Origin of the sequence: Mycobacterium hippophais, from assembly GCF_027529605.1 — a bacterium.
Taxonomy (GTDB): Bacteria; Actinomycetota; Actinomycetes; order Mycobacteriales; family Mycobacteriaceae; genus Mycobacterium; species Mycobacterium arseniciresistens.
In genome coordinates, this window is the sequence record NZ_JAPZPY010000001.1 from 435,049 (window position 1) to 452,754 (window position 17,706).

Sequence of the window (17,706 nt, forward strand, 5' to 3'; positions counted from 1 at the left end):
GCCGTCGCCCTCGAGGGAAACTCGCGCACGAATAGTCTGGCCGGACGAGTCCTGCAAGCCCACAATGCTGACGCAGATTTTGCGACAGTAAGAGCAATTTTTCCAAGGGCATTGCTTGTACAACTCTGTGGCGAGGATCCACACCTTTGCGAGAAAGGACCGACGCCAGTTTCCGTCTGCGTCCTGGTACCACGGGTCGACTTCTGTAGCTCCAGGCGGCGCAACAATGTGCGCAAGCGAGTCTTCTGGAATCCAAGAGTCCCGATTCACATCACACCGCCGACGGCCGTTTTGGACTCTTGCGACGCAAGCCAGTCCAGGCAGTCGCTGCGCCAATATCGTACGCGGCGACCCACTTTGAAACTCTTCGGGCCAGTGCCAGACGCCCGGTACCACCGAAGTGTGGCTTCAGGAAGGCCGAGCAGATCGGATGCTTCGGGAATCCCAAGTAGTTCGGGCTGAGTCATGTGACTATGCCCCAAAATCTTTCGCCTGTTAGCCGACGAAATACGCTGACAACCGGATGTTTCCGGAGCTCATAACGGTGTGTCGGGGGACGTCAGCGGGTCCCGTGGATGTTCAACGCACTTATTCTAACCCCGTTCAGTTCTAGCCCTGATTTAGCTCTGACCTGCGGTGATGTGTGCTCTACTTCGCCGCTGCGGCACGTGCTGCTGTGTCCATCGCAGCGGCCAAGTTGTCGAAATCGTCAGGTAGCTGATGCGCGTAGACGTTCATCGTCGTTGTCACGTTCCTGTGCCCCAGGAGCTTGGACACGGTCACCACGGTGGTACCCAACGCCAAAGCCAACGACCCCGCAGTGTGTCGCAAGGTCTTCGGAGTTATCCCTTCCAGTCCGGCTGATGCCGCAGCCTGGTCGAACCGCCACCGAAACCATCCGAGCGAAATAGGTCCGCCATCGCGGCCAGGAAACAGGTATTCGGACGGGTCGCGGTCACGGACCACTTCCGCAAGGGCGTCGGCCAGAGCTTGGGTCAGAATCGGCACAGTTCGCACCTGATGCGTCTTCGTGTCACCCTCCACATGACCCAACCCGGCCACCCGCGTAACCGAGCGCGCCACGCGAATACGCCTGCGTGCCAGATCAACATCACGGACGCGCAGAGCAGCCATCTCACCAAACCGCATGCCGCCATACGCAAGTAGCAGAATCATCGAACGGATCTCCGGAAGTGCCTCTGCGAGCCCAGTGACCTCTTCGTGGCTCAGTGCAATGTCTTCTCGCGTCCGCTTCCTTGGTAACTCAATACCATTGGCGGGGTTAATCGCAATGTATCGAGCACGCACGGCATAGCCGAGCACCTGGTCGACGACCTGGAACGCCTGAATGACTCGCCCGGGCGACAGACCGCCCTGTCCGGCACTACCCACGGGACGATGACGCGCGGCCGGATCCGTGGCGAGCCACGTCACCCACGATTGGATGTCTGCGTGCTGTAGATCTCTCAATTTGGTCTCTGCCCACTTCGGCAGAACAACGACGTCCAGCAGGCTTCGGTAGCCAGCAATTGTCTTCGGCTTGAGCTTGTTCGCACCCGATCTGTTCCGGAACCACTCCTCCGCCACTACTCCGAAGGTGATCGCGGTTCGCCTTGGATCGGCATACGTGCCCGTGTTGATGTCAGCGGACACCTGATTGAGGTGCGCCTGAGCGTGCGCCTTGCGGTCGAACGACTTCGAGCGTTCTTCGCCGTCCGCGCCGACCCATCGCGCCATCCATCGCTTACCCTGCCCGTGGCGCACAGTTACGACCTGAGTGCCAACGTCACCGTGTCTTGGTTCTGTGCACCATGAACCCGCGCCCGGCTTATCAGCCGGCCAAGGCACTCGCTCCCCGCGTCGTGGTGGACGATGCCAACGATCTTCCACGCCACCGCGTGAACCACGCTTCATGCCATCGACGATACTACTGCGGACTGACTGCGGACTGTCCTTACCGCCGAACATTAGAGGCCCACAAATCAGCGCGTTGAACTGTCCTTTTCCAGTGCCCCCAGTCGGACTCGAACCGACACTGTGCGGATTTTAAGTCCGCTGCCTCTGCCAATTGGGCTATGGGGGCGACGCAGTTCAGAGCGTACTTCGGGCCATTTCAGCCTCATTGTGACGTCCCGACGTCGGGCCCGGTGCGACCCCACCTCGTGTCATGATCCTCGCGGAGATTGGCATTGTCGCCACTGGAGTGTGTGGATCGTGCCCGCGACACTGAGTGAGCCGCCCGCCCCGGCGCGTCACGCACCCAGAACCACGATGAGAAAGACCGATATGTCTGATTCGATGAAGGCCGTCGTGCTCGCCCGTTTCGGAGGGGCCGATGCCTTCGAGCTGCGTGACGTCTCAGTCCCGCACGTCGGACCCCGCCAGGTACGGGTGCGCGTCCACGCGACCGCCCTCAACCCGCTCGACTATCAGATCCGTCGCGGAGACTACGCCGCTCATGTGCCGCTCCCGGCGATCATCGGGCACGACATCTCCGGCGTGATCGAGGAGGTCGGATCCCACGTGACCGAGTTCCGCGCCGGCGATGCGGTGTACTACACGCCCCGGATCTTCGGCGGCCCCGGCTCCTACGCCGAGCAGCACGTCGCCGACGTCGAGCTCGTAGCGCGAAAGCCGGAGAACGTCAGTCACCTGGAGGCGGCGAGCCTGACTCTCGTCGGCGGAACGGTCTGGGAGTCCCTGGTGACGCGAGCTCAGCTCACCGTCGGGGAGACGATCCTCATCCATGGTGGCGCGGGCGGTGTCGGCACGATCGCGATCCAGATCGCGAAAGCGATCGGCGCACGAGTGATCACCACCGCGAAAGCCGCCGACCATGACTTCGTGCGCTCCCTCGGGGCGGATGCGGCGATCGACTTCACGTCGACGGACTACGTCGATGGCGTCGCCGAGATGACCGCAGGCAAAGGGGTCGATGTCGTCTTCGACACGATCGGTGGCGACGCGCTCACACGAAGCCCGTTGACGCTCGCCGACTTCGGACGCGTCGTCAGCATCGTCGACATCGCGCAGCCGCAGAACCTCATCGAGGCGTGGGGCAGGAACGCCGCCTATCACTTCGTCTTCACGCGACAGAACCAGGGAAAGCTGAACGCGCTCACCACGCTGGTCGAGCGCGGTCTCGTGAAGCCCGTCATCGGCGCGACTCTTCCGCTCGCTCGGATGGGTGAGGCTCACGAGCTCCTGGAGAACAGGCGGTCCTATGGACTCCGCGGCAAGGTCGCGATCGACGTGGCCGGCGACACCGTCGCGCTTCCCCCTCGTATCTCGTAGCGGTCAACTCCGCCCGGAGAAGGTGGCGCGGTACTCCGACGGCGACACATCCAGGAGTCGCCGAAAATGCAGTCGCAGGTTCGATCCGCTTCCCAGGCCGACCTGTTCCGCTATGCGATCGATCGACAGCCTCGTGCTCTCCAGGAGTTCGCGCGCGGTGTCGACCCGCGCCCGCAGGATCCACTGCAGCGGGGTACTGCCGGTTTCCTCGGTGAAGCGGCGCATGAACGTGCGGGGCGACATCCGCGCGTGTGCGGCGAGTCCGGCGATGGTGAGCGGCTGATCGAGCTGCGTCAGAGCCCATTCGCGCGTCGCACTGAGGGTTTCGCCGTGGGCTGCCGAGCTGGTCTTCGGCAAATACTGGGCCTGACCGCCGGTCCGGTAGGGCGCGGTGACGAGTCCTCGTGCGATCTCGTTCGCCGCGCTCACGCCGAGGTCGCGCCGAACGATGTGCAGGCACAGATCGAGACCGGCGGCGGCCCCCGCCGAGGTGAGGATCGAGCCCTCGTCGACGAAGAGCACGTTCGGCTCGACCGCGATCCGCGGGTACCGCTCCGCGAGCTTCTCCGCCGCATCCCAGTGCGTCGTCGCCCGCAGGCCGTCGAGCAGGCCGGCGTCCGCAAGGGCGAAGGCGCCGTAGCAGATCGACGCGATCCGTGCCCCGCGGGATGCGGCGCTACGAAGCGCCTCGCCCACCTCCCCCGGTATCGGCCGGCCCGCTGGTGCGTACCCCGGGACGACGATCGTGTCCCCGTCGGCCAGTGCGTCCAGGCCCCGCGGGACCGCATAGCCGAAGCCCCCGTTGGACGGCACCGTTCCGGCGGTGACCCCGCAGGCCGACACCTCGTAGGGGAACCCCGTCTCCGGATGGAAGACCTCCGCCGGGATCCCGACGTCCAGCGGGAGCGCCCCGTCGAGGACGAGGACCACCACCTGATGCGGTCGCTGCATCACCGGCTCCGATCCGGTCGGCCGGTGCCGACCGCGTCATCATCCTCGCACCTATGCGCATTACCGCCATCCGTGCGCATCCGCCTCGCGCTGCGGAACAGCGCTATAGGGGGAGCGAAGTCGCTGCGGCAGCGGCATGGACACTCCCGCCGCTTCCGGAGTCCAGTCCATCGGCGATCGACACCACCAGACCACCGAGCATGAACGCGGCGATCGCCGCGACGAGCGCCCCGGTGCTCAGCGACGGGATGTACCGGCGCCATCCGGTCGCCTGGCCGCCGCCGTGGTGATACTCGTGCGTCAGCGCATGCCCCTTCCCGCGCTGCAGCAGATAGCGGTTCACCGGATAGGCGGCCGCGAACGCCGCCGCGAGCGCAATCGACATGCCGAGCCAGAACACGGCGTTCACCAGGCCGGCGTTCATCGCGCCCGGGATCAGCGCCATGACGAGGTTGTCGACGATCTCCATCGTCAGGATCGACAGAGTGTCGGCCGCGAGCACGACGCTCAGCGCGGTGCCGACCGCAAGACCGGCCTTCAGCAGCGGCAACGTCGACAGAGAGTAGCCGAACAGGAAGGCGAGCGCGACGGCGATCGCAATGGTGGCGACGTTGCTCAACCCCAGGGCGGTGCCGATCATCAGGCCCAGGATCTCACCGATCGCGCACCCCGTCAGGCAGTGCAGCGTGGCGCTGAGCGCCATCGTGTTCACGTTGCCGCCCATGTCGTGGCCGGTGTGGTCGTGGTGTTCGGTCATGCCCACCACTATACCCCCATGGGGTATGCGGGGTGTACGGGCTTCTTCGTCGGCCTAACCCGCACCCACCAGTGCGGCCGCGTGCAGCGACAGCCCGAGCGCCGGCCGCGGATACCGCAGTTCGGCGCACGCCTCCTCGACCGTCAACTGCAGCCGGTGCACTCCCTGCCGCAACGCCTGCGCGTCGCCGCCTCCATGCCCGAAGCCCGACAGGCACAGCCGCGTGAGAATCACGTCGTGCGAGCGCCGCAACCGCGCCATCTGCTCGAGCATCGCGTGTGCCGCCTCCCCCGCGTTGTCGTCGTCGCCACTGATCCGGTGGCGTAGACCCACGACGTCCACCCTGGCCGCCGCCATCAGCGAGGCTGCCATCCGATCGCCGGGGCTGTTCGTCACGTCGAGCAGCACCCGCGGCGCGGACGGCCGGCACCGCGCCAGCAGCATCACCTCCGACCAGGTCCCGACGATGAATCGCCCGACCCTCGCCGCCACCGCCGCCTCGATGGCCGCATCATCCGCGCACTGCGCCGCCACCCGCTCCGCCGGCACACCGGCCACCAGCGTCAGCCGCAGCTCCTCGGCGCTCGACACGTCGACACCCAACCCGCGCCGGCGCACCCACTCCGCGACCGACGCGGTCGTCAGCAGCTCGGCGGGCACCTGCAGCGGCGTGCCGCGCAAGGCGCGACGGCACACCGCATACCGGGTTGATGCTTGAGGACGGCGCAAACGGTTCATGCCACCGATCGTGACTGCGACGTCTGGCATCGCACTGAGCGCGGCCTGTCAATCCGCCTCGCGAGCGTGAAGTTGTGCGCGTGAAAACACGGAGAACACGTGCACAGCTTCACGTTCGGGTCGACCCCCGAGCGAAAGCCGTAAAGGACCGCCCCACCGCCGTCAAGAAAGCGTCAAGATCGGGCCGACGCTTCTGAACCGGACAGATGCTGGTGCGGGCGCCGAAATCCGGCGCCGCGTCAACGTCTGGAGTGGCATGTCCGTAGTCGCCTACATCGCGGTGACGGTGGCGATCTTCGCCCTGCTCGGCCTCGTGCAGAAGTGGGTCGAGCAGCTGTGATCCAAAACCTCGTGGGTCTGGCGCTGGCGGTGGCCATCGCCGTGTTCCTCTTCGCGGCCCTGCTGTTCCCCGAGAGGTTCTAGTGAGCACCACCACCGCGGGGATCCTGTTACTCGCTTCCCTCGTCGTCGCCCTGGTGGCCGTGCACGTCCCCCTCGGTGACTACATGTTCCGCGTCTACGCCTCGGAAAAGGACCTGCGCGCCGAGCGCGCCGTCTACCGGGCGGTCGGCGCCGACCCGCGTGCCCCGCAGACGTGGGGCTCCTATGCCCGCAGCGTGCTCGCGTTCTCCGCGGTGAGCATCCTGTTCCTGTTCGGGCTGCAGCTGATCCAGGGCAGGCTCCCGCTGCACCTGGAGGACCCCGGCACCGCAATGACACCCGCGCTGGCGTGGAACACCGCGGTCAGCTTCGTCACCAACACCAACTGGCAGGCCTACTCCGGCGAATCCACCCAGGGCCATCTCGTCCAGATGGCCGGCCTCGCGGTGCAGAACTTCGTCTCCGCCGCCGTCGCCTTAGCCGTCGCCATGGCCTTCGTCCGCGGACTGGCCCGCCGAAACACCGGGGACCTCGGCAACTTCTGGGTCGATCTGGTTCGCGGATCACTGCGAATCCTGCTGCCGCTGAGCATCATCGGCGCGATCATCTTGTTGACGGGTGGCGTGGTCCAGAACTTCGCGCTGCACGACCAGGTGGTCACCACGCTGACCGGCGCCCAGCAGGTCATCCCCGGTGGACCCGTCGCCAGCCAGGAGGCCATCAAGGAACTCGGCACCAACGGCGGCGGCTTCTTCAACGCCAACTCCGCGCACCCGTTCGAGAACCCCACCACCTGGACCAACTGGGTGGAGATCTTCCTACTGTCCTGCATCGCGTTCTCGCTGCCCCGCACCTTCGGGCGCATGGTCGGCAGCCGCAGGCAGGGCGTGGCCATCGCCGCGGTCATGGGCATCATCGCCACCGCCAGCGTCTCGCTGCTGATGTTCTTCCAGCTGCAGGCCCACGGCACCGTCCCCACCGCCGTCGGCGCCGCCACTGAAGGCGTCGAACAACGCTTCGGTGTGGCCGATTCCGCGGTGTTCGCCGCCTCCAGCACGCTGACCTCAACCGGTGCGGTGAACTCGTTCCACGACTCCTACACCAGCCTCGGCGGGCTGATCACCATGTTCAACATGCAACTCGGCGAGGTCGCGCCCGGCGGCGTCGGCTCCGGCCTCTACGGCATGCTGATCCTGGCGATCATCACGGTCTTCGTCGCGGGACTGATGGTCGGCCGCACACCCGAATACCTGGGCAAGAAGATCACTCCGCGCGAGATCAAGCTCGCCGCAACCTATTTCCTGATCACCCCGCTCATCGTGCTCACCGGCACCGCCGCCGCGATGGCCATGCCCGGCCAGCGCGACAGCATGCTCAACACCGGTCCGCACGGCCTCTCTGAGGTGCTCTACGCGTTCACCTCGGCGGCCAACAACAACGGCTCGGCCTTCGCCGGCATCTCGGTGAACACCGAGTGGTACAACACCGCACTCGGTCTGGCCATGGTGTTCGGGCGCTTCCTGCCGATCATCATCGTGCTCGCCCTCGCCGGATCGCTGGCCCGCCAAAGCAAGACACCGGAGTCGGTGGGCACGCTGCCCACCCACCGGCCGCAGTTCGTCGGCATGGTCGCCGGCGTGACGCTGATCCTCGTCGCCCTGACCTACCTGCCCGTGCTCGCGCTCGGCCCCCTCGCCGAAGGAATCCACTGACCATGACACTCACCACCCCCGAGGCGCCCACCGCCGAAGCACGGAAACTCGAAGCGCGCAACCAGGTCCGGAGCGGACTGCTCGACCCGTCGATGCTGTGGCGCTCCCTGCCGGACGCGCTGCGCAAGCTCGATCCGCGCACCCTGTGGCGCAACCCGGTGATGCTCATCGTCGAGATCGGCGCGGTCTGGAGCACCGTTCTGGCCGTCACGGATTCGAGCTGGTTCGCCTGGCTGACCGTCGGCTGGCTGTGGCTGACGGTGCTGTTCGCCAACCTCGCCGAGGCGGTCGCCGAGGGCCGGGGCAAGGCCCAGGCCGCGACCCTGCGCCGGACGAAGACCTCGACCGTGGCCCGCAGGCTCACCGCGTCGGGCCGCGAGGAGGAGGTCGCGGCGGCACTGCTGCAGAGGGGCGACGTGGTGGTCGTCGAGGCCGGACAGGTGATCCCCGGCGACGGCGACGTGCTGGAGGGCATCGCCTCGGTCGACGAATCCGCCATCACCGGCGAATCCGCCCCGGTGGTACGCGAATCCGGTGGCGACCGCTCAGCCGTGACGGGCGGCACCACCGTGCTCAGCGACCGCATCGTCGTGAAGATCACCCAGAAGCAGGGTGAGAGCTTCATCGACCGGATGATCGCGCTCGTCGAGGGCGCCAACCGGCAGAAGACGCCCAACGAGGTCGCGCTCAACATCCTGCTGGCCTCGTTGACGATCATCTTCGTCTTCGCCGTCGTCACCCTGCAGCCCCTGGCCATCTACTCCAAGGCCGGCAACCCCGGTGTACCCGACACCCTCGCGCTCAACGGAGACGGCATCACCGGGATCGTGATGGTGTCGCTGCTGGTGTGCCTCATCCCCACCACGATCGGGGCGCTGCTCAGCGCGATCGGCATCGCAGGCATGGACCGCCTCGTCCAGCGCAACGTGCTCGCCATGTCCGGTCGCGCGGTCGAAGCGGCCGGCGACGTCAACACCCTGCTGCTCGACAAGACCGGCACCATCACCCTGGGCAACCGGCAGGCCGCCGCCTTCGTCCCACTCGACGGCGTCACCGAAGAACAACTCGCCGACGCCGCGCAGCTGTCCAGCCTGGCCGACGAGACTCCCGAGGGCCGCTCCGTCGTGGTGTTCGCCAAGGAGCACTACGCGATGCGTGCCCGCACCCCAGGCGAACTGGCCAACGCACGCTGGGTCGAGTTCACCGCTGTCACCCGGATGTCGGGAGTCGACCTCGACGGCCGGCAGCTGCGCAAGGGCGCAGCGGCGTCGGTCGCCGAATGGATCCGCACCGAAGGCGGCACCGTGCCCGATCGACTCGGTGAGATCGTCGACGCCGTCTCCGCCGCGGGCGGGACTCCCCTGGCCGTCGGTGAGGTGCGCGACGGGCAGGCGCATCTGCTCGGCGTCATCCAACTCAAGGACGTGGTCAAACAGGGCATGCGGGAACGCTTCGACGAGATGCGCCGCATGGGCATTCGCACCGTCATGATCACCGGCGACAACCCGTTGACCGCCAGGGCGATCGCCGAGGAAGCCGGCGTCGACGACTTCCTCGCCGAGGCGACGCCCGAGGACAAGATGGCGCTGATCAAGACGGAGCAGGCCGGCGGCAAGCTCGTGGCGATGACCGGCGACGGCACCAACGACGCCCCCGCGCTCGCCCAGGCCGACGTCGGCGTCGCGATGAACAGCGGCACGTCGGCGGCCAAGGAGGCCGGCAACATGGTCGACCTGGACTCCAACCCGACCAAGCTGATCGAGATCGTCGAGATCGGCAAGCAGTTGCTCATCACCCGCGGCGCGCTGACCACCTTCTCCATCGCCAACGACATCGCGAAGTACTTCGCGATCATCCCGGCGCTGTTCGTCGGCCTGTTCCCAGGACTGGACGTGCTCAACGTCATGCGGCTGCACAGTCCGCAGTCGGCCATCCTGTCCGCGGTCATCTTCAACGCACTGGTGATCATCGCGCTCATCCCGCTGGCCCTGCGCGGTGTGCGCTACACCCCGAGCAGCGCATCGAAGCTGTTGAGCCGCAACCTCACTCTCTACGGGGTGGGCGGCATCGTCGCGCCGTTCATCGGAGTCAAAATCATCGACCTGCTCATTCAGTTTCTCCCGGGAATGTGACCATGAAACTCACCGCCGTCCTCCGCCAGCACTGGGCGGCGCTTCGCGCGCTGCTGGTCCTCACCGCCATCCTCGGCATCGCCTACCCCGCCCTCATCTGGCTGGCCGCCCAGCTGCCGGGGCTTTCGGACAAGGCCGACGGCTCCATCGTCGAGGCCGCGGGAAGGCCGGTCGGCAGCAGCCTGATCGGCCAGCTGTACACCGACGCAGACGGCAATCCGCTGCCCCGCTACTTCCACGGCCGACCGTCCGCGGCCGGTGACGGGTACGACCCGATGGCGTCGGGCGCCAGCAACCTGGGTCCCGAGGACGTCGTCGACACCCCCGACCGGACGAGCCTGCTCACCCTGGTGTGCAGCCGGAGCAAGGCGGTCGGTGAGCTCGAAGGTGTCGAGGGCGGGCGGCCGTTCTGCACCGGCGGCGGCGTCGGCGCGGTGCTGTCGGTGATCGGGCCGCGCGACGCGCGCGGCGATGTGGTCGCCCCCACCAGGGTGGTCAGCGTCAACGAGCCATGCGACACGACGGCGCGCCCGTTCCTCGACACGTATGAAGGCGTGCGGGTCGAATGCGCTGTGCCCGGGGAGGACTACCACCTCGGTCACATCGTGCCGATCCACGGTGCGGCCGAAGCGCGGGTGCCCGCCGACGCCGTCACGGCCAGCGGCAGCGGCCTGGACCCGCACATCTCGCCTGCCTACGCCGACCTGCAGGTGGCGCGGGTGGCAGCGGCTCGCGGCGTCGGCGCCGACGAGATCCGCCGGCTGGTCGCCGACCACACCGACGGCCGCACGCTGGGCTTCCTCGGCGAACCACGGGTCGACGTGCTGGCACTCAACGTCGCACTCGACGAGAAGTACCCGGGTGGATGATGGTCGGGTGAGCACGTCGAACGCCAAGCGGGGTGAGCTGCGCATCTACCTGGGCGCAGCTCCCGGCGTCGGCAAGACGTTCGCGATGCTCGGCGAGGCGCACCGGCGGCTGGAACGCGGCACCGACTTGGTCGCCGGGCTCGTCGAGACCCACGGCCGCAGGAGGACCGCCGAACTGCTCGACGGCATCGAGGTCGTCGCGCCCCGCCACGTCGAGTACCGCGGCGGCCGCTTCCCGGAACTCGACGTCGACGGCGTGCTCGCGCGTCGGCCCGAGGTGGTGCTCGTCGACGAACTCGCCCACACCAACACCCCGGGCAGCCGCAACCCGAAGCGCTGGCAGGACATCGAGGAACTGCTCGACGCCGGCATCACGGTGATATCCACGGTGAACGTCCAGCACCTGGAGAGCCTCAACGACGTCGTCGCCCAGATCACCGGCGTCGAGCAGCAGGAGAAGGTGCCCGACGAGGTGGTGCGCGCGGCGGACCAGATCGAGCTCGTCGACATCACGCCTGAGGCGTTGCGGCGCAGGCTCTCCCACGGCAACGTCTACGCACCCGAGCGGGTCGACGCCGCATTGTCGAACTACTTCCGACGCGGCAATCTCACCGCGCTGCGCGAACTGGCGCTGCTGTGGCTCGCCGACCAGGTCGACGCGGCGCTGGCCAAGTACCGCGCCGACAACAGGATCACCGACACCTGGGAGGCGCGCGAGCGGGTGGTCGTCGCCGTCACCGGCGGCGCCGAGTCGGAGACGCTGGTGCGCAGAGCCTTTCGCATCGCGTCGAAGTCCAGTGCCGAGTTGATGGTCGTGCACGTCGTCCGTGGCGACGGCCTCGCGGGGGTCTCGGCACCCGGAATGGGCAAGGTCCGGGAACTGGCCGCCGACCTCGGCGCGACGCTGCACACGGTCGTCGGCGATGACGTTCCCGCCGCACTGCTGGACTTCGCCAGGGAGCGCAACGCCACCCAGTTGGTGCTCGGCACGTCGCGGCGATCGCGGTGGGCGCGCATCTTCGAGGAGGGCATCGGTGCGGCCGTCGTCCAGGAATCCGGGAAGATCGACGTGCACATGGTGACTCATGACGAGGCCCGCCGCGGCACGACCAGGAGGACTCCGCGGCACCGGCACCTGACGTCATGGCTCGCCGCGGTGATCGTGCCGTCGCTGGTCTGCCTGGTCGCGGTGCTGCTCGACCCACTGCTCGGGGTCGCAGGCGAGAGTGCGCTGTTCTTCGTCGGCGTGCTGGTGGCGGCGTTGCTCGGCGGTGTCGCACCCGCGGCGCTCTCGGCCGTGCTGTCGGGCCTGCTGCTCAACTACTTCCTGATCACCCCCCGGCACACCTTCACCATCGCCGATCCGGACAGCGCGGTGACGATCGTCGTGCTTCTGGCGGTCGCGGTCGCCGTCGCGGCCCTGGTGGACAGCGCCGCGAGCCGCGCCCGCGATGCCCGCCGGGCGTCGCGGGAGGCCGAACTGCTCGCGTTGTTCGCCGGTTCGGTACTGCGCGGCGCGGACCCGACGGCGCTGTTGGAGCGGGTGCGGGAGACCTACGGCCAGCGGGCGGTCAGCCTGTTGCGGGTCGGTGCGGGCATCGTCGCCTGCGTCGGCACCGATCCCTGCGTCGAGGTCGACACCGCGGACACCGCAATCGAAGTCGACACCGACGGCGACGAGTTCTGGCTGCTGCTGGCCGGTCGCAGCCTGGCGGCGCGTGACCGGCGGGTGCTGTCCGCGGTGGCACGCCAGGCCGCCGGCCTGGTCCGGCAGCGTGAACTCACCGAGGAGGCGGGGCGCGCCGAGGCGATCACCCGCGCCGACGAACTGCGGCGCTCGCTGCTGTCGGCGGTCAGCCACGACCTGCGCACGCCGCTGGCCGGGGCCAAGGCGGCGGTGTCCAGTCTGCGCAGTGACGACGTGCACTTCTCCGAGGACGACACCGCGGAACTGCTCGCCACCGTCGAGGAGTCCGTGGACCAGCTGACCGCGCTGGTGGGGAACCTCCTCGACTCGTCGCGGCTGGCCGCCGGCGTGGTGCGCCCCGAGCTGCGGCGCGTGTACCTCGAGGAGACGGTGCAACGCGCACTACTCGGGATCAGCAGGGGCACAACGGGCCTCGGCCACGGGGTGGACCGCGTCAAGGTCGACGTGCAGGATTCGGTGGCGCTCGCCGACGCCGGCCTGCTCGAACGGGTGCTGGCCAATCTGATCGACAACGCACTGCGGTACGCGCCGGCCGGACAGGTGCGCGTCACCGCGGGCCGGGTCAGGGACCGCGTGCTGATCGCCGTGGCCGACGAGGGGCCCGGCATCCCCCGCGGAACCGAGGAACAGGTGTTCGGCGCGTTCCAGCGCCTCGGTGACAGCGACACCAGCAGCGGCGTCGGTCTCGGGCTTTCGGTGGCGCGCGGGTTCACCGAGGCGATGGGCGGCACTCTCACCGCCACCGACACCCCTGGCGGCGGGCTCACGATGGAGATCGAACTCGCGACGCCGACGCGGGACACGCCATGACGGCGACCCGGGTGCTCGTCATCGACGACGAACCACAGATCCTGCGGGCGCTACGGATCAACCTGTCGGTGCGGGGCTACGAAGTCACCACCGCGGCCACCGGCGCGGAAGCTCTGCGTTCGGCGGCCGACCACCGGCCGGACGTGATCGTGCTCGACCTCGGCCTTCCGGATATGTCGGGCATCGAGGTGCTGGCCGGTCTGCGGGGCTGGCTCAGCGCGCCGGTGATCGTGCTGTCTGCGCGCACCGACTCGGCCGACAAGGTCGAGGCGCTCGACGCCGGCGCCGACGACTACGTGACCAAACCGTTCGGCATGGACGAGTTCCTGGCCCGGCTGCGCGCCGCGGTCCGTCGCGGCACCGTCTCCGACACCGACGAACCGGTGGTCGAGACGGCTTCGTTCACCGTCGATCTGGCGGCCAAAAGGGTGACCAAGAGCGGTACCGAGGTGCACCTGACCCCCACCGAGTGGGGCATGCTCGAGATGCTGGTGCGCCACCGCGGGAAGCTCGTCGGCCGCGAGGAGTTGCTCCGGGAGGTCTGGGGTCCGGCCTATGCAAAGGAAACCCATTATCTGCGCGTGTATCTGGCGCAGCTGCGGCGGAAGTTGGAGGACGACCCGTCGCACCCCGTGCACCTGCTCACCGAGGCCGGAATGGGCTACCGCTTCCAACAGTGAGATCCGGCGAGCAGTCGCAAAGTCGCATCGACACACCGCAACGCGTGCGAATTTGTGTCTGCTCGCGGGAGGACTCGCCACGCTGAGGCGGGCTGCCGTTCAGCCTCTGCCCTCGCGCGCATCACCGTCGTCGACCAGGATCGGATGACGCACGGCCGCCAGCTGCCAGTTGCGGAAGAACCCGTGCACCCAGTGCTCGGTCGCGAACTCACCGAAATCGCGCGGCTGCTCGATCTCCGCGATCCGGGTGCGCCCGTCGGCACACTCGCTGGACAGCAGCACCGGTCCGCCGAACAGGTTGCCGCTGAACGTGCACTTGCGCGCTGCGCCGGCCGGAGTATGGATGTCGACCACGTAGGTCACATGACCACCTGCACCAGCCGTCCGGATGATCCGCCGGACGGACGCCCCCTTCACCGTCATGCGGCCCTTCTCCGTCGTCGCCTCCATAGGGGGCCTAGCTTTCAACAACGCAAAGATAGAATCAACGGCGTTGACATAAGGAGTGAGCTGTATGCCGGAGCCACGACGACAGCCCGCCGCAGGGCGTCGCCGGCGTCGAACGCAATCCGGGACGACGCTCTCCCGGGATGTCTACATCGACGCGGCGGTGAACCTGATCGAGAACCGTGGCGCGACGATCATGAGTGCCCGCACCCTGGCCGCCGCCGTCGGCGCCGACGCGTCCGCCCTGTACCGCTACTTCACCGGCATCGACGACGTCATGCGCGCCGTCGCCGACCGGATGATCGGGATGGCCCTCGACCGCTGGTCTCGCAGTGATCACTGGATCGACTCGCTCGCCAACCTGGCGCGGGCGCTCTACCAGGTCTACGTACACGAATTCCCGCAGACCGGATTGGCCGTGGCGGCCCGAACGACGGGACTGCCCAACGAGATCCGGGCGGTGGACCTGACCGTCGGGCTGCTGCGCGAGGGCGGCTTCGACATCGAGAGCGCCGCGCACTGGTTCCGGTCGCTGTCGGACTTCCTGCTCGGCCAGGCGATACTCGAGAACGCCTTCGTGTCGCTGCCCGACCGGGTGCAGGAGAGCGACGATGCCGCATGGCAGGAACTCGGCGCCCGCCTGCCCGGCGCCGAGGCACCCCACGCCGAAGCCGCCGCGCCACACCTGCGCTCACGCATGCTGAAGTCGTCTTTCGAGGCGACGCTCGAACTCATTCTGCGGGGTCTCGAAGCCTCGCCACGGCAACTGACCTGACGTCAGCGCAGGAGCAGGGAGTTCACCGCCGCGGTGAGCCTGCGCCGCGGCCAGCCCCGCACCCCTGCGGACGCCAGCGCCGCGCGCGCGGCATTGCGACCGCAGATCCCGTGCACCCCGCCTCCCGGCGACGCGGCGGCGCTGCCGAGGAAGACGTTCTGCACGGGGGTCTCGGCCCGTCCGAAGCCCGGCGCCGGCCGGAATATCAACTGCTGGAAGATCTGTGACGTCCCGCCGTTGACCGCGCCGGTGTGCAGGTTGGCATCGCTGGCCTCCAGGTCCGACGGCCGCTGAATCGCCTTGCCCACGATCCGGTCGGAGAAGCCGGGCGCATGCTCCTCGAGCACCCGGTCAACGGCCACCGACAACCGGTCGGCGGACTCGTCGTCGGCCATCCCCCGCGGCAGGTGGGTGTAGGCCCAGGCACTCTCGGTGCCCGCCGGTGAGCGGCCGGCATCCGCGGTGGTCATCTGACCGAACAGCATGAACGGGTGCTGCGGCACCGTGGCCGTGTTGAGGTCGGCCATCCAGCGGATCAGCCCGTCGCGGTCGGCGCCCAGATGCACCGTGCCCGCCTCGTTCAGGTTCGGCGATCGCCACGGAATCGGTCCGTCGAGGGCATAGTTGATCTTCAGGACCGGTGTGTCCCAGACGAACTGGGCCATCGCACGGTGCACCGCCGCGGGCACCGCCGCCTCGGGCAGCAGGCTGCCGAACAGGCGCGGCGCGGAGGTGTCGGCGACCACTGCCCGCCGAACCCTCACGGTCGATCCGTCGGCGGTCCGGACGGCGACCGCACGCCCGCCGCTGACGTCGATCCGCGTGACCTCCCGCGAGCACTCGATGCGCGCACCCGCCGACTCCGCCCGGCGCGCCAGGGCCGCGGTGAGCTGACCCGCTCCACCCTCGGGCACCGGGAAACCGCCGTCCTGGGCCATCATCACCAGCAGATAGCCCATCAGCCCGCTGCCCGGCGCGTCGATCGGCACGTCCGCGTGCATGGCGTTGCCCAACAACAGAAGCCGCGCGGCGTCACCGTCGAACAGCTGCTCGGCGAGCACACCGGCCGGCAACAGCAGCCGGTGCAGGAACCGCAGCGCCTCGGCACTGCCGAGGCGGCGCAGCATCCCCGCCGCACCGCGGACCGGCGGGAAAGGCGCGAACAGGGCCGACAGCACGGGGTCCTTGATGTGCTGCCACTGGTCGAACAGCTCACGCCACCGGTCACCGTCACCGGGCGCGCGCCGCTCCAGATCGGCTGCCGTGCGGTCGATGTCGCGATAGATCACCGGCGCATCGTCGTCGTCGGCCGACCGTGCATGGCCCACCACTGCCGGCGCGTGCACCCACCGCAGGCCGTGCTCCTCGAGATGCAGCGCCCGCAGCGCCGGCGACTCCACCGACAGCGGATAGAACGCGCTGTAGAGGTCGGACACGTACCCCGGGAACAGTTCCGCACTCTTGACCGCGCCACCCGGTTCGGCCTGCGCCTCGAGCACCAGGACGTCCCAGCCGGCATCGGCCAGCAGCGCCGCGGCGACCAGGCCGTTGTGGCCGGCGCCGATGACGACCGCGTCCGCCGACTCGCTCACCGTGCCCGCTTGTCCAGAGGAGTCATGATCAGCCGGTTGGCCGTGGCCTTCACCGAGTCGGGCAGCACCGAATTCGCCATTGCCGTCGCCTTGGAGAGCGGCGACGCGGCGACCACCCTCGCCTCGCCGCGCATCATCGCCCGGTAGCCCTGCTCGGCGACCTGGCGCGGATCGTCCTTGCCGGGCAGCCGCCCGAGCACGGTGTCCAGCATGCCGGTCCGGGCGAAGAAGTCGGTGTCGACGGGGCCGGGGGCGAGTGCCGTCACCGTCACCCCGGTGCCCCGCAGTTCGTCGTGCACGGCGGTGGCGAACGACTGCAGAAATGACTTCGACGCGTTGTACATGCTGTTCTTCGGACCCGGCATGGCGGCGACGATCGACGACGTGATGAGGACCCGGCCCGCGCCCCGCGCCGCCATGTCGGTCAACACGAGCTTCGCCAGGTGCACCGTGGAGCGCACGTTGAGGTCGACGACGCCGAGGTCGTCGTCGAGCGGTCCGGTCACGAACGGCCCGGCCCGGGCCGTGCCCGCGTTGAGCGCGGCCGCATCGAGTGTGCGGCCATCGGAGGTGGCCACCCGGTAGAGGCGCTCGACGCCGTCGGGGTCTCGCAGGTCGACCTGGACGGGTGAGATGTCCACACCGGAATCGGCCACCGCCTCGGCGACACCGTGGACGCCCTCACCGTCAGCGGCGACCACGACGTCATAGCCGTCCGCGGCGAACAGCTTCACCAACTCCAGACCGATCCCACTCGACCCGCCGGTGACGAGTGCACGCGGACGCTGAGCTGCCATGGCCACCGACTACCCGCCGCCCCTCGCGTCAAACGACGCCGATGCGGACCACCCTCGGGGTTA

At 68.3% G+C, this 17,706-nt stretch carries 16 protein-coding genes and 1 tRNA gene; 8 read left to right on the forward strand and 9 right to left on the reverse strand.

All coding sequences use genetic code 11. The annotated features are described in order from the left end of the window. Positions 1 to 266: 266 nt before the first annotated feature. The 3 genes from O6P37_RS02115 to O6P37_RS02125 form a co-directional block, all read right to left on the reverse strand. Entirely contained in the window at positions 267 to 467 is a 201-nt protein-coding gene (locus tag O6P37_RS02115) for a helix-turn-helix transcriptional regulator (protein ID WP_269892511.1), read from the reverse strand. A gap of 181 nt (positions 468 to 648) precedes the next feature. Further along, positions 649 to 1,737 (reverse strand): tyrosine-type recombinase/integrase, encoded by a 1,089-nt coding sequence (locus tag O6P37_RS02120; RefSeq protein WP_269892512.1) that lies wholly within the window; start codon positions 1,735 to 1,737, stop codon positions 649 to 651. Between the two features lie 272 nt (positions 1,738 to 2,009). Continuing rightward, positions 2,010 to 2,083 (reverse strand) — tRNA-Leu (locus tag O6P37_RS02125). A gap of 203 nt (positions 2,084 to 2,286) precedes the next feature. On the opposite strand from O6P37_RS02125, the gene O6P37_RS02130 reads away from it, so the two are divergent. After that, positions 2,287 to 3,294 (forward strand): zinc-dependent alcohol dehydrogenase family protein, encoded by a 1,008-nt coding sequence (locus O6P37_RS02130; protein WP_269892513.1) that lies wholly within the window; start codon positions 2,287 to 2,289, stop codon positions 3,292 to 3,294. A gap of 3 nt (positions 3,295 to 3,297) precedes the next feature. Here the strand turns inward: O6P37_RS02130 and O6P37_RS02135 are convergent, their stop codons facing one another. The 3 genes from O6P37_RS02135 to O6P37_RS02145 form a co-directional block, all read right to left on the reverse strand. After that, positions 3,298 to 4,245, reverse strand: a complete 948-nt coding sequence (locus O6P37_RS02135) for a GlxA family transcriptional regulator (RefSeq protein ID WP_269892514.1) — start codon at positions 4,243 to 4,245, stop codon at positions 3,298 to 3,300. Positions 4,246 to 4,348: 103 nt separating this feature from the next. Beyond that, the gene (locus O6P37_RS02140; RefSeq protein WP_269892515.1) at positions 4,349 to 5,002 is read right to left on the reverse strand and encodes a DUF4396 domain-containing protein; all 654 of its coding nucleotides are present in this window, start codon (positions 5,000 to 5,002) and stop codon (positions 4,349 to 4,351) included. 54 nt (positions 5,003 to 5,056) lie between these two features. Next, a complete protein-coding gene (locus tag O6P37_RS02145; RefSeq protein WP_269892516.1) occupies positions 5,057 to 5,740 on the reverse strand; it encodes a type III PLP-dependent enzyme domain-containing protein in 684 nt (227 codons plus the stop codon). A 321-nt stretch (positions 5,741 to 6,061) separates the two neighbouring features. On the opposite strand from O6P37_RS02145, the gene kdpF reads away from it, so the two are divergent. From kdpF to O6P37_RS02175, 6 genes are read left to right on the forward strand one after another with little or no spacing between them, the layout of a single operon-like run. Next, entirely contained in the window at positions 6,062 to 6,163 is a 102-nt protein-coding gene (gene kdpF / locus O6P37_RS02150) for a K(+)-transporting ATPase subunit F (RefSeq protein WP_264012861.1), read from the forward strand. Further along, the gene (kdpA, locus tag O6P37_RS02155; protein ID WP_269892517.1) at positions 6,163 to 7,833 is read left to right on the forward strand and encodes a potassium-transporting ATPase subunit KdpA; all 1,671 of its coding nucleotides are present in this window, start codon (positions 6,163 to 6,165) and stop codon (positions 7,831 to 7,833) included. The genes kdpF and kdpA overlap by 1 nt, the downstream gene beginning before the upstream one ends. 2 nt (positions 7,834 to 7,835) lie before the next feature. After that, complete coding sequence (gene kdpB, locus O6P37_RS02160) at positions 7,836 to 9,965, forward strand: potassium-transporting ATPase subunit KdpB (protein ID WP_269892518.1); 2,130 nt, start codon at positions 7,836 to 7,838, stop codon at positions 9,963 to 9,965. 2 nt (positions 9,966 to 9,967) lie between these two features. Continuing rightward, positions 9,968 to 10,834 (forward strand): potassium-transporting ATPase subunit C, encoded by an 867-nt coding sequence (locus tag O6P37_RS02165; protein WP_269892519.1) that lies wholly within the window; start codon positions 9,968 to 9,970, stop codon positions 10,832 to 10,834. Continuing rightward, positions 10,827 to 13,352 carry a DUF4118 domain-containing protein gene (locus tag O6P37_RS02170; protein ID WP_408633089.1) on the forward strand — a complete coding sequence of 842 codons (2,526 nt, stop codon included), beginning with the start codon at positions 10,827 to 10,829 and terminating at the stop codon, positions 13,350 to 13,352. Before O6P37_RS02165 ends, O6P37_RS02170 begins: the two co-directional genes overlap by 8 nt. Further along, on the forward strand, positions 13,349 to 14,032 hold the full coding sequence (locus tag O6P37_RS02175) for a response regulator (protein WP_269892520.1): 684 nt from the start codon (positions 13,349 to 13,351) through the stop codon (positions 14,030 to 14,032). The genes O6P37_RS02170 and O6P37_RS02175 overlap by 4 nt, the downstream gene beginning before the upstream one ends. A gap of 99 nt (positions 14,033 to 14,131) precedes the next feature. Here the strand turns inward: O6P37_RS02175 and O6P37_RS02180 are convergent, their stop codons facing one another. Continuing rightward, a complete protein-coding gene (locus O6P37_RS02180) occupies positions 14,132 to 14,395 on the reverse strand; it encodes a hypothetical protein (RefSeq protein WP_269892521.1) in 264 nt (87 codons plus the stop codon). Positions 14,396 to 14,546: 151 nt separating this feature from the next. On the opposite strand from O6P37_RS02180, the gene O6P37_RS02185 reads away from it, so the two are divergent. Further along, positions 14,547 to 15,254: a TetR/AcrR family transcriptional regulator C-terminal domain-containing protein gene (locus O6P37_RS02185; RefSeq protein WP_269892522.1), complete on the forward strand. Its 708-nt coding sequence runs from the start codon at positions 14,547 to 14,549 to the stop codon at positions 15,252 to 15,254. A 2-nt stretch (positions 15,255 to 15,256) separates the two neighbouring features. Here the strand turns inward: O6P37_RS02185 and O6P37_RS02190 are convergent, their stop codons facing one another. Continuing rightward, the gene (locus O6P37_RS02190; RefSeq protein WP_269892523.1) at positions 15,257 to 16,846 is read right to left on the reverse strand and encodes a phytoene desaturase family protein; all 1,590 of its coding nucleotides are present in this window, start codon (positions 16,844 to 16,846) and stop codon (positions 15,257 to 15,259) included. Beyond that, on the reverse strand, positions 16,843 to 17,643 hold the full coding sequence (locus O6P37_RS02195) for an SDR family NAD(P)-dependent oxidoreductase (protein ID WP_269892524.1): 801 nt from the start codon (positions 17,641 to 17,643) through the stop codon (positions 16,843 to 16,845). Before O6P37_RS02195 ends, O6P37_RS02190 begins: the two co-directional genes overlap by 4 nt. Positions 17,644 to 17,706 lie beyond the last annotated feature (63 nt).

Coding starts and splice junctions, on each gene's coding strand:
- O6P37_RS02145 (WP_269892516.1), bottom strand. CDS start 5,740: ATGAACCGTTTGCGCCGTCCTCAAGCATCAACCCGGTATGCGGTGTGC.
- O6P37_RS02115 (WP_269892511.1), bottom strand. CDS start 467: ATGACTCAGCCCGAACTACTTGGGATTCCCGAAGCATCCGATCTGCTC.
- O6P37_RS02175 (WP_269892520.1), top strand. CDS start 13,349: ATGACGGCGACCCGGGTGCTCGTCATCGACGACGAACCACAGATCCTG.
- kdpB (WP_269892518.1), top strand. CDS start 7,836: ATGACACTCACCACCCCCGAGGCGCCCACCGCCGAAGCACGGAAACTC.
- O6P37_RS02130 (WP_269892513.1), top strand. CDS start 2,287: ATGTCTGATTCGATGAAGGCCGTCGTGCTCGCCCGTTTCGGAGGGGCC.
- O6P37_RS02135 (WP_269892514.1), bottom strand. CDS start 4,245: ATGCAGCGACCGCATCAGGTGGTGGTCCTCGTCCTCGACGGGGCGCTC.
- O6P37_RS02120 (WP_269892512.1), bottom strand. CDS start 1,737: ATGGCGCGATGGGTCGGCGCGGACGGCGAAGAACGCTCGAAGTCGTTC.
- O6P37_RS02195 (WP_269892524.1), bottom strand. CDS start 17,643: ATGGCAGCTCAGCGTCCGCGTGCACTCGTCACCGGCGGGTCGAGTGGG.
- O6P37_RS02140 (WP_269892515.1), bottom strand. CDS start 5,002: ATGACCGAACACCACGACCACACCGGCCACGACATGGGCGGCAACGTG.
- O6P37_RS02185 (WP_269892522.1), top strand. CDS start 14,547: ATGCCGGAGCCACGACGACAGCCCGCCGCAGGGCGTCGCCGGCGTCGA.
- O6P37_RS02165 (WP_269892519.1), top strand. CDS start 9,968: ATGAAACTCACCGCCGTCCTCCGCCAGCACTGGGCGGCGCTTCGCGCG.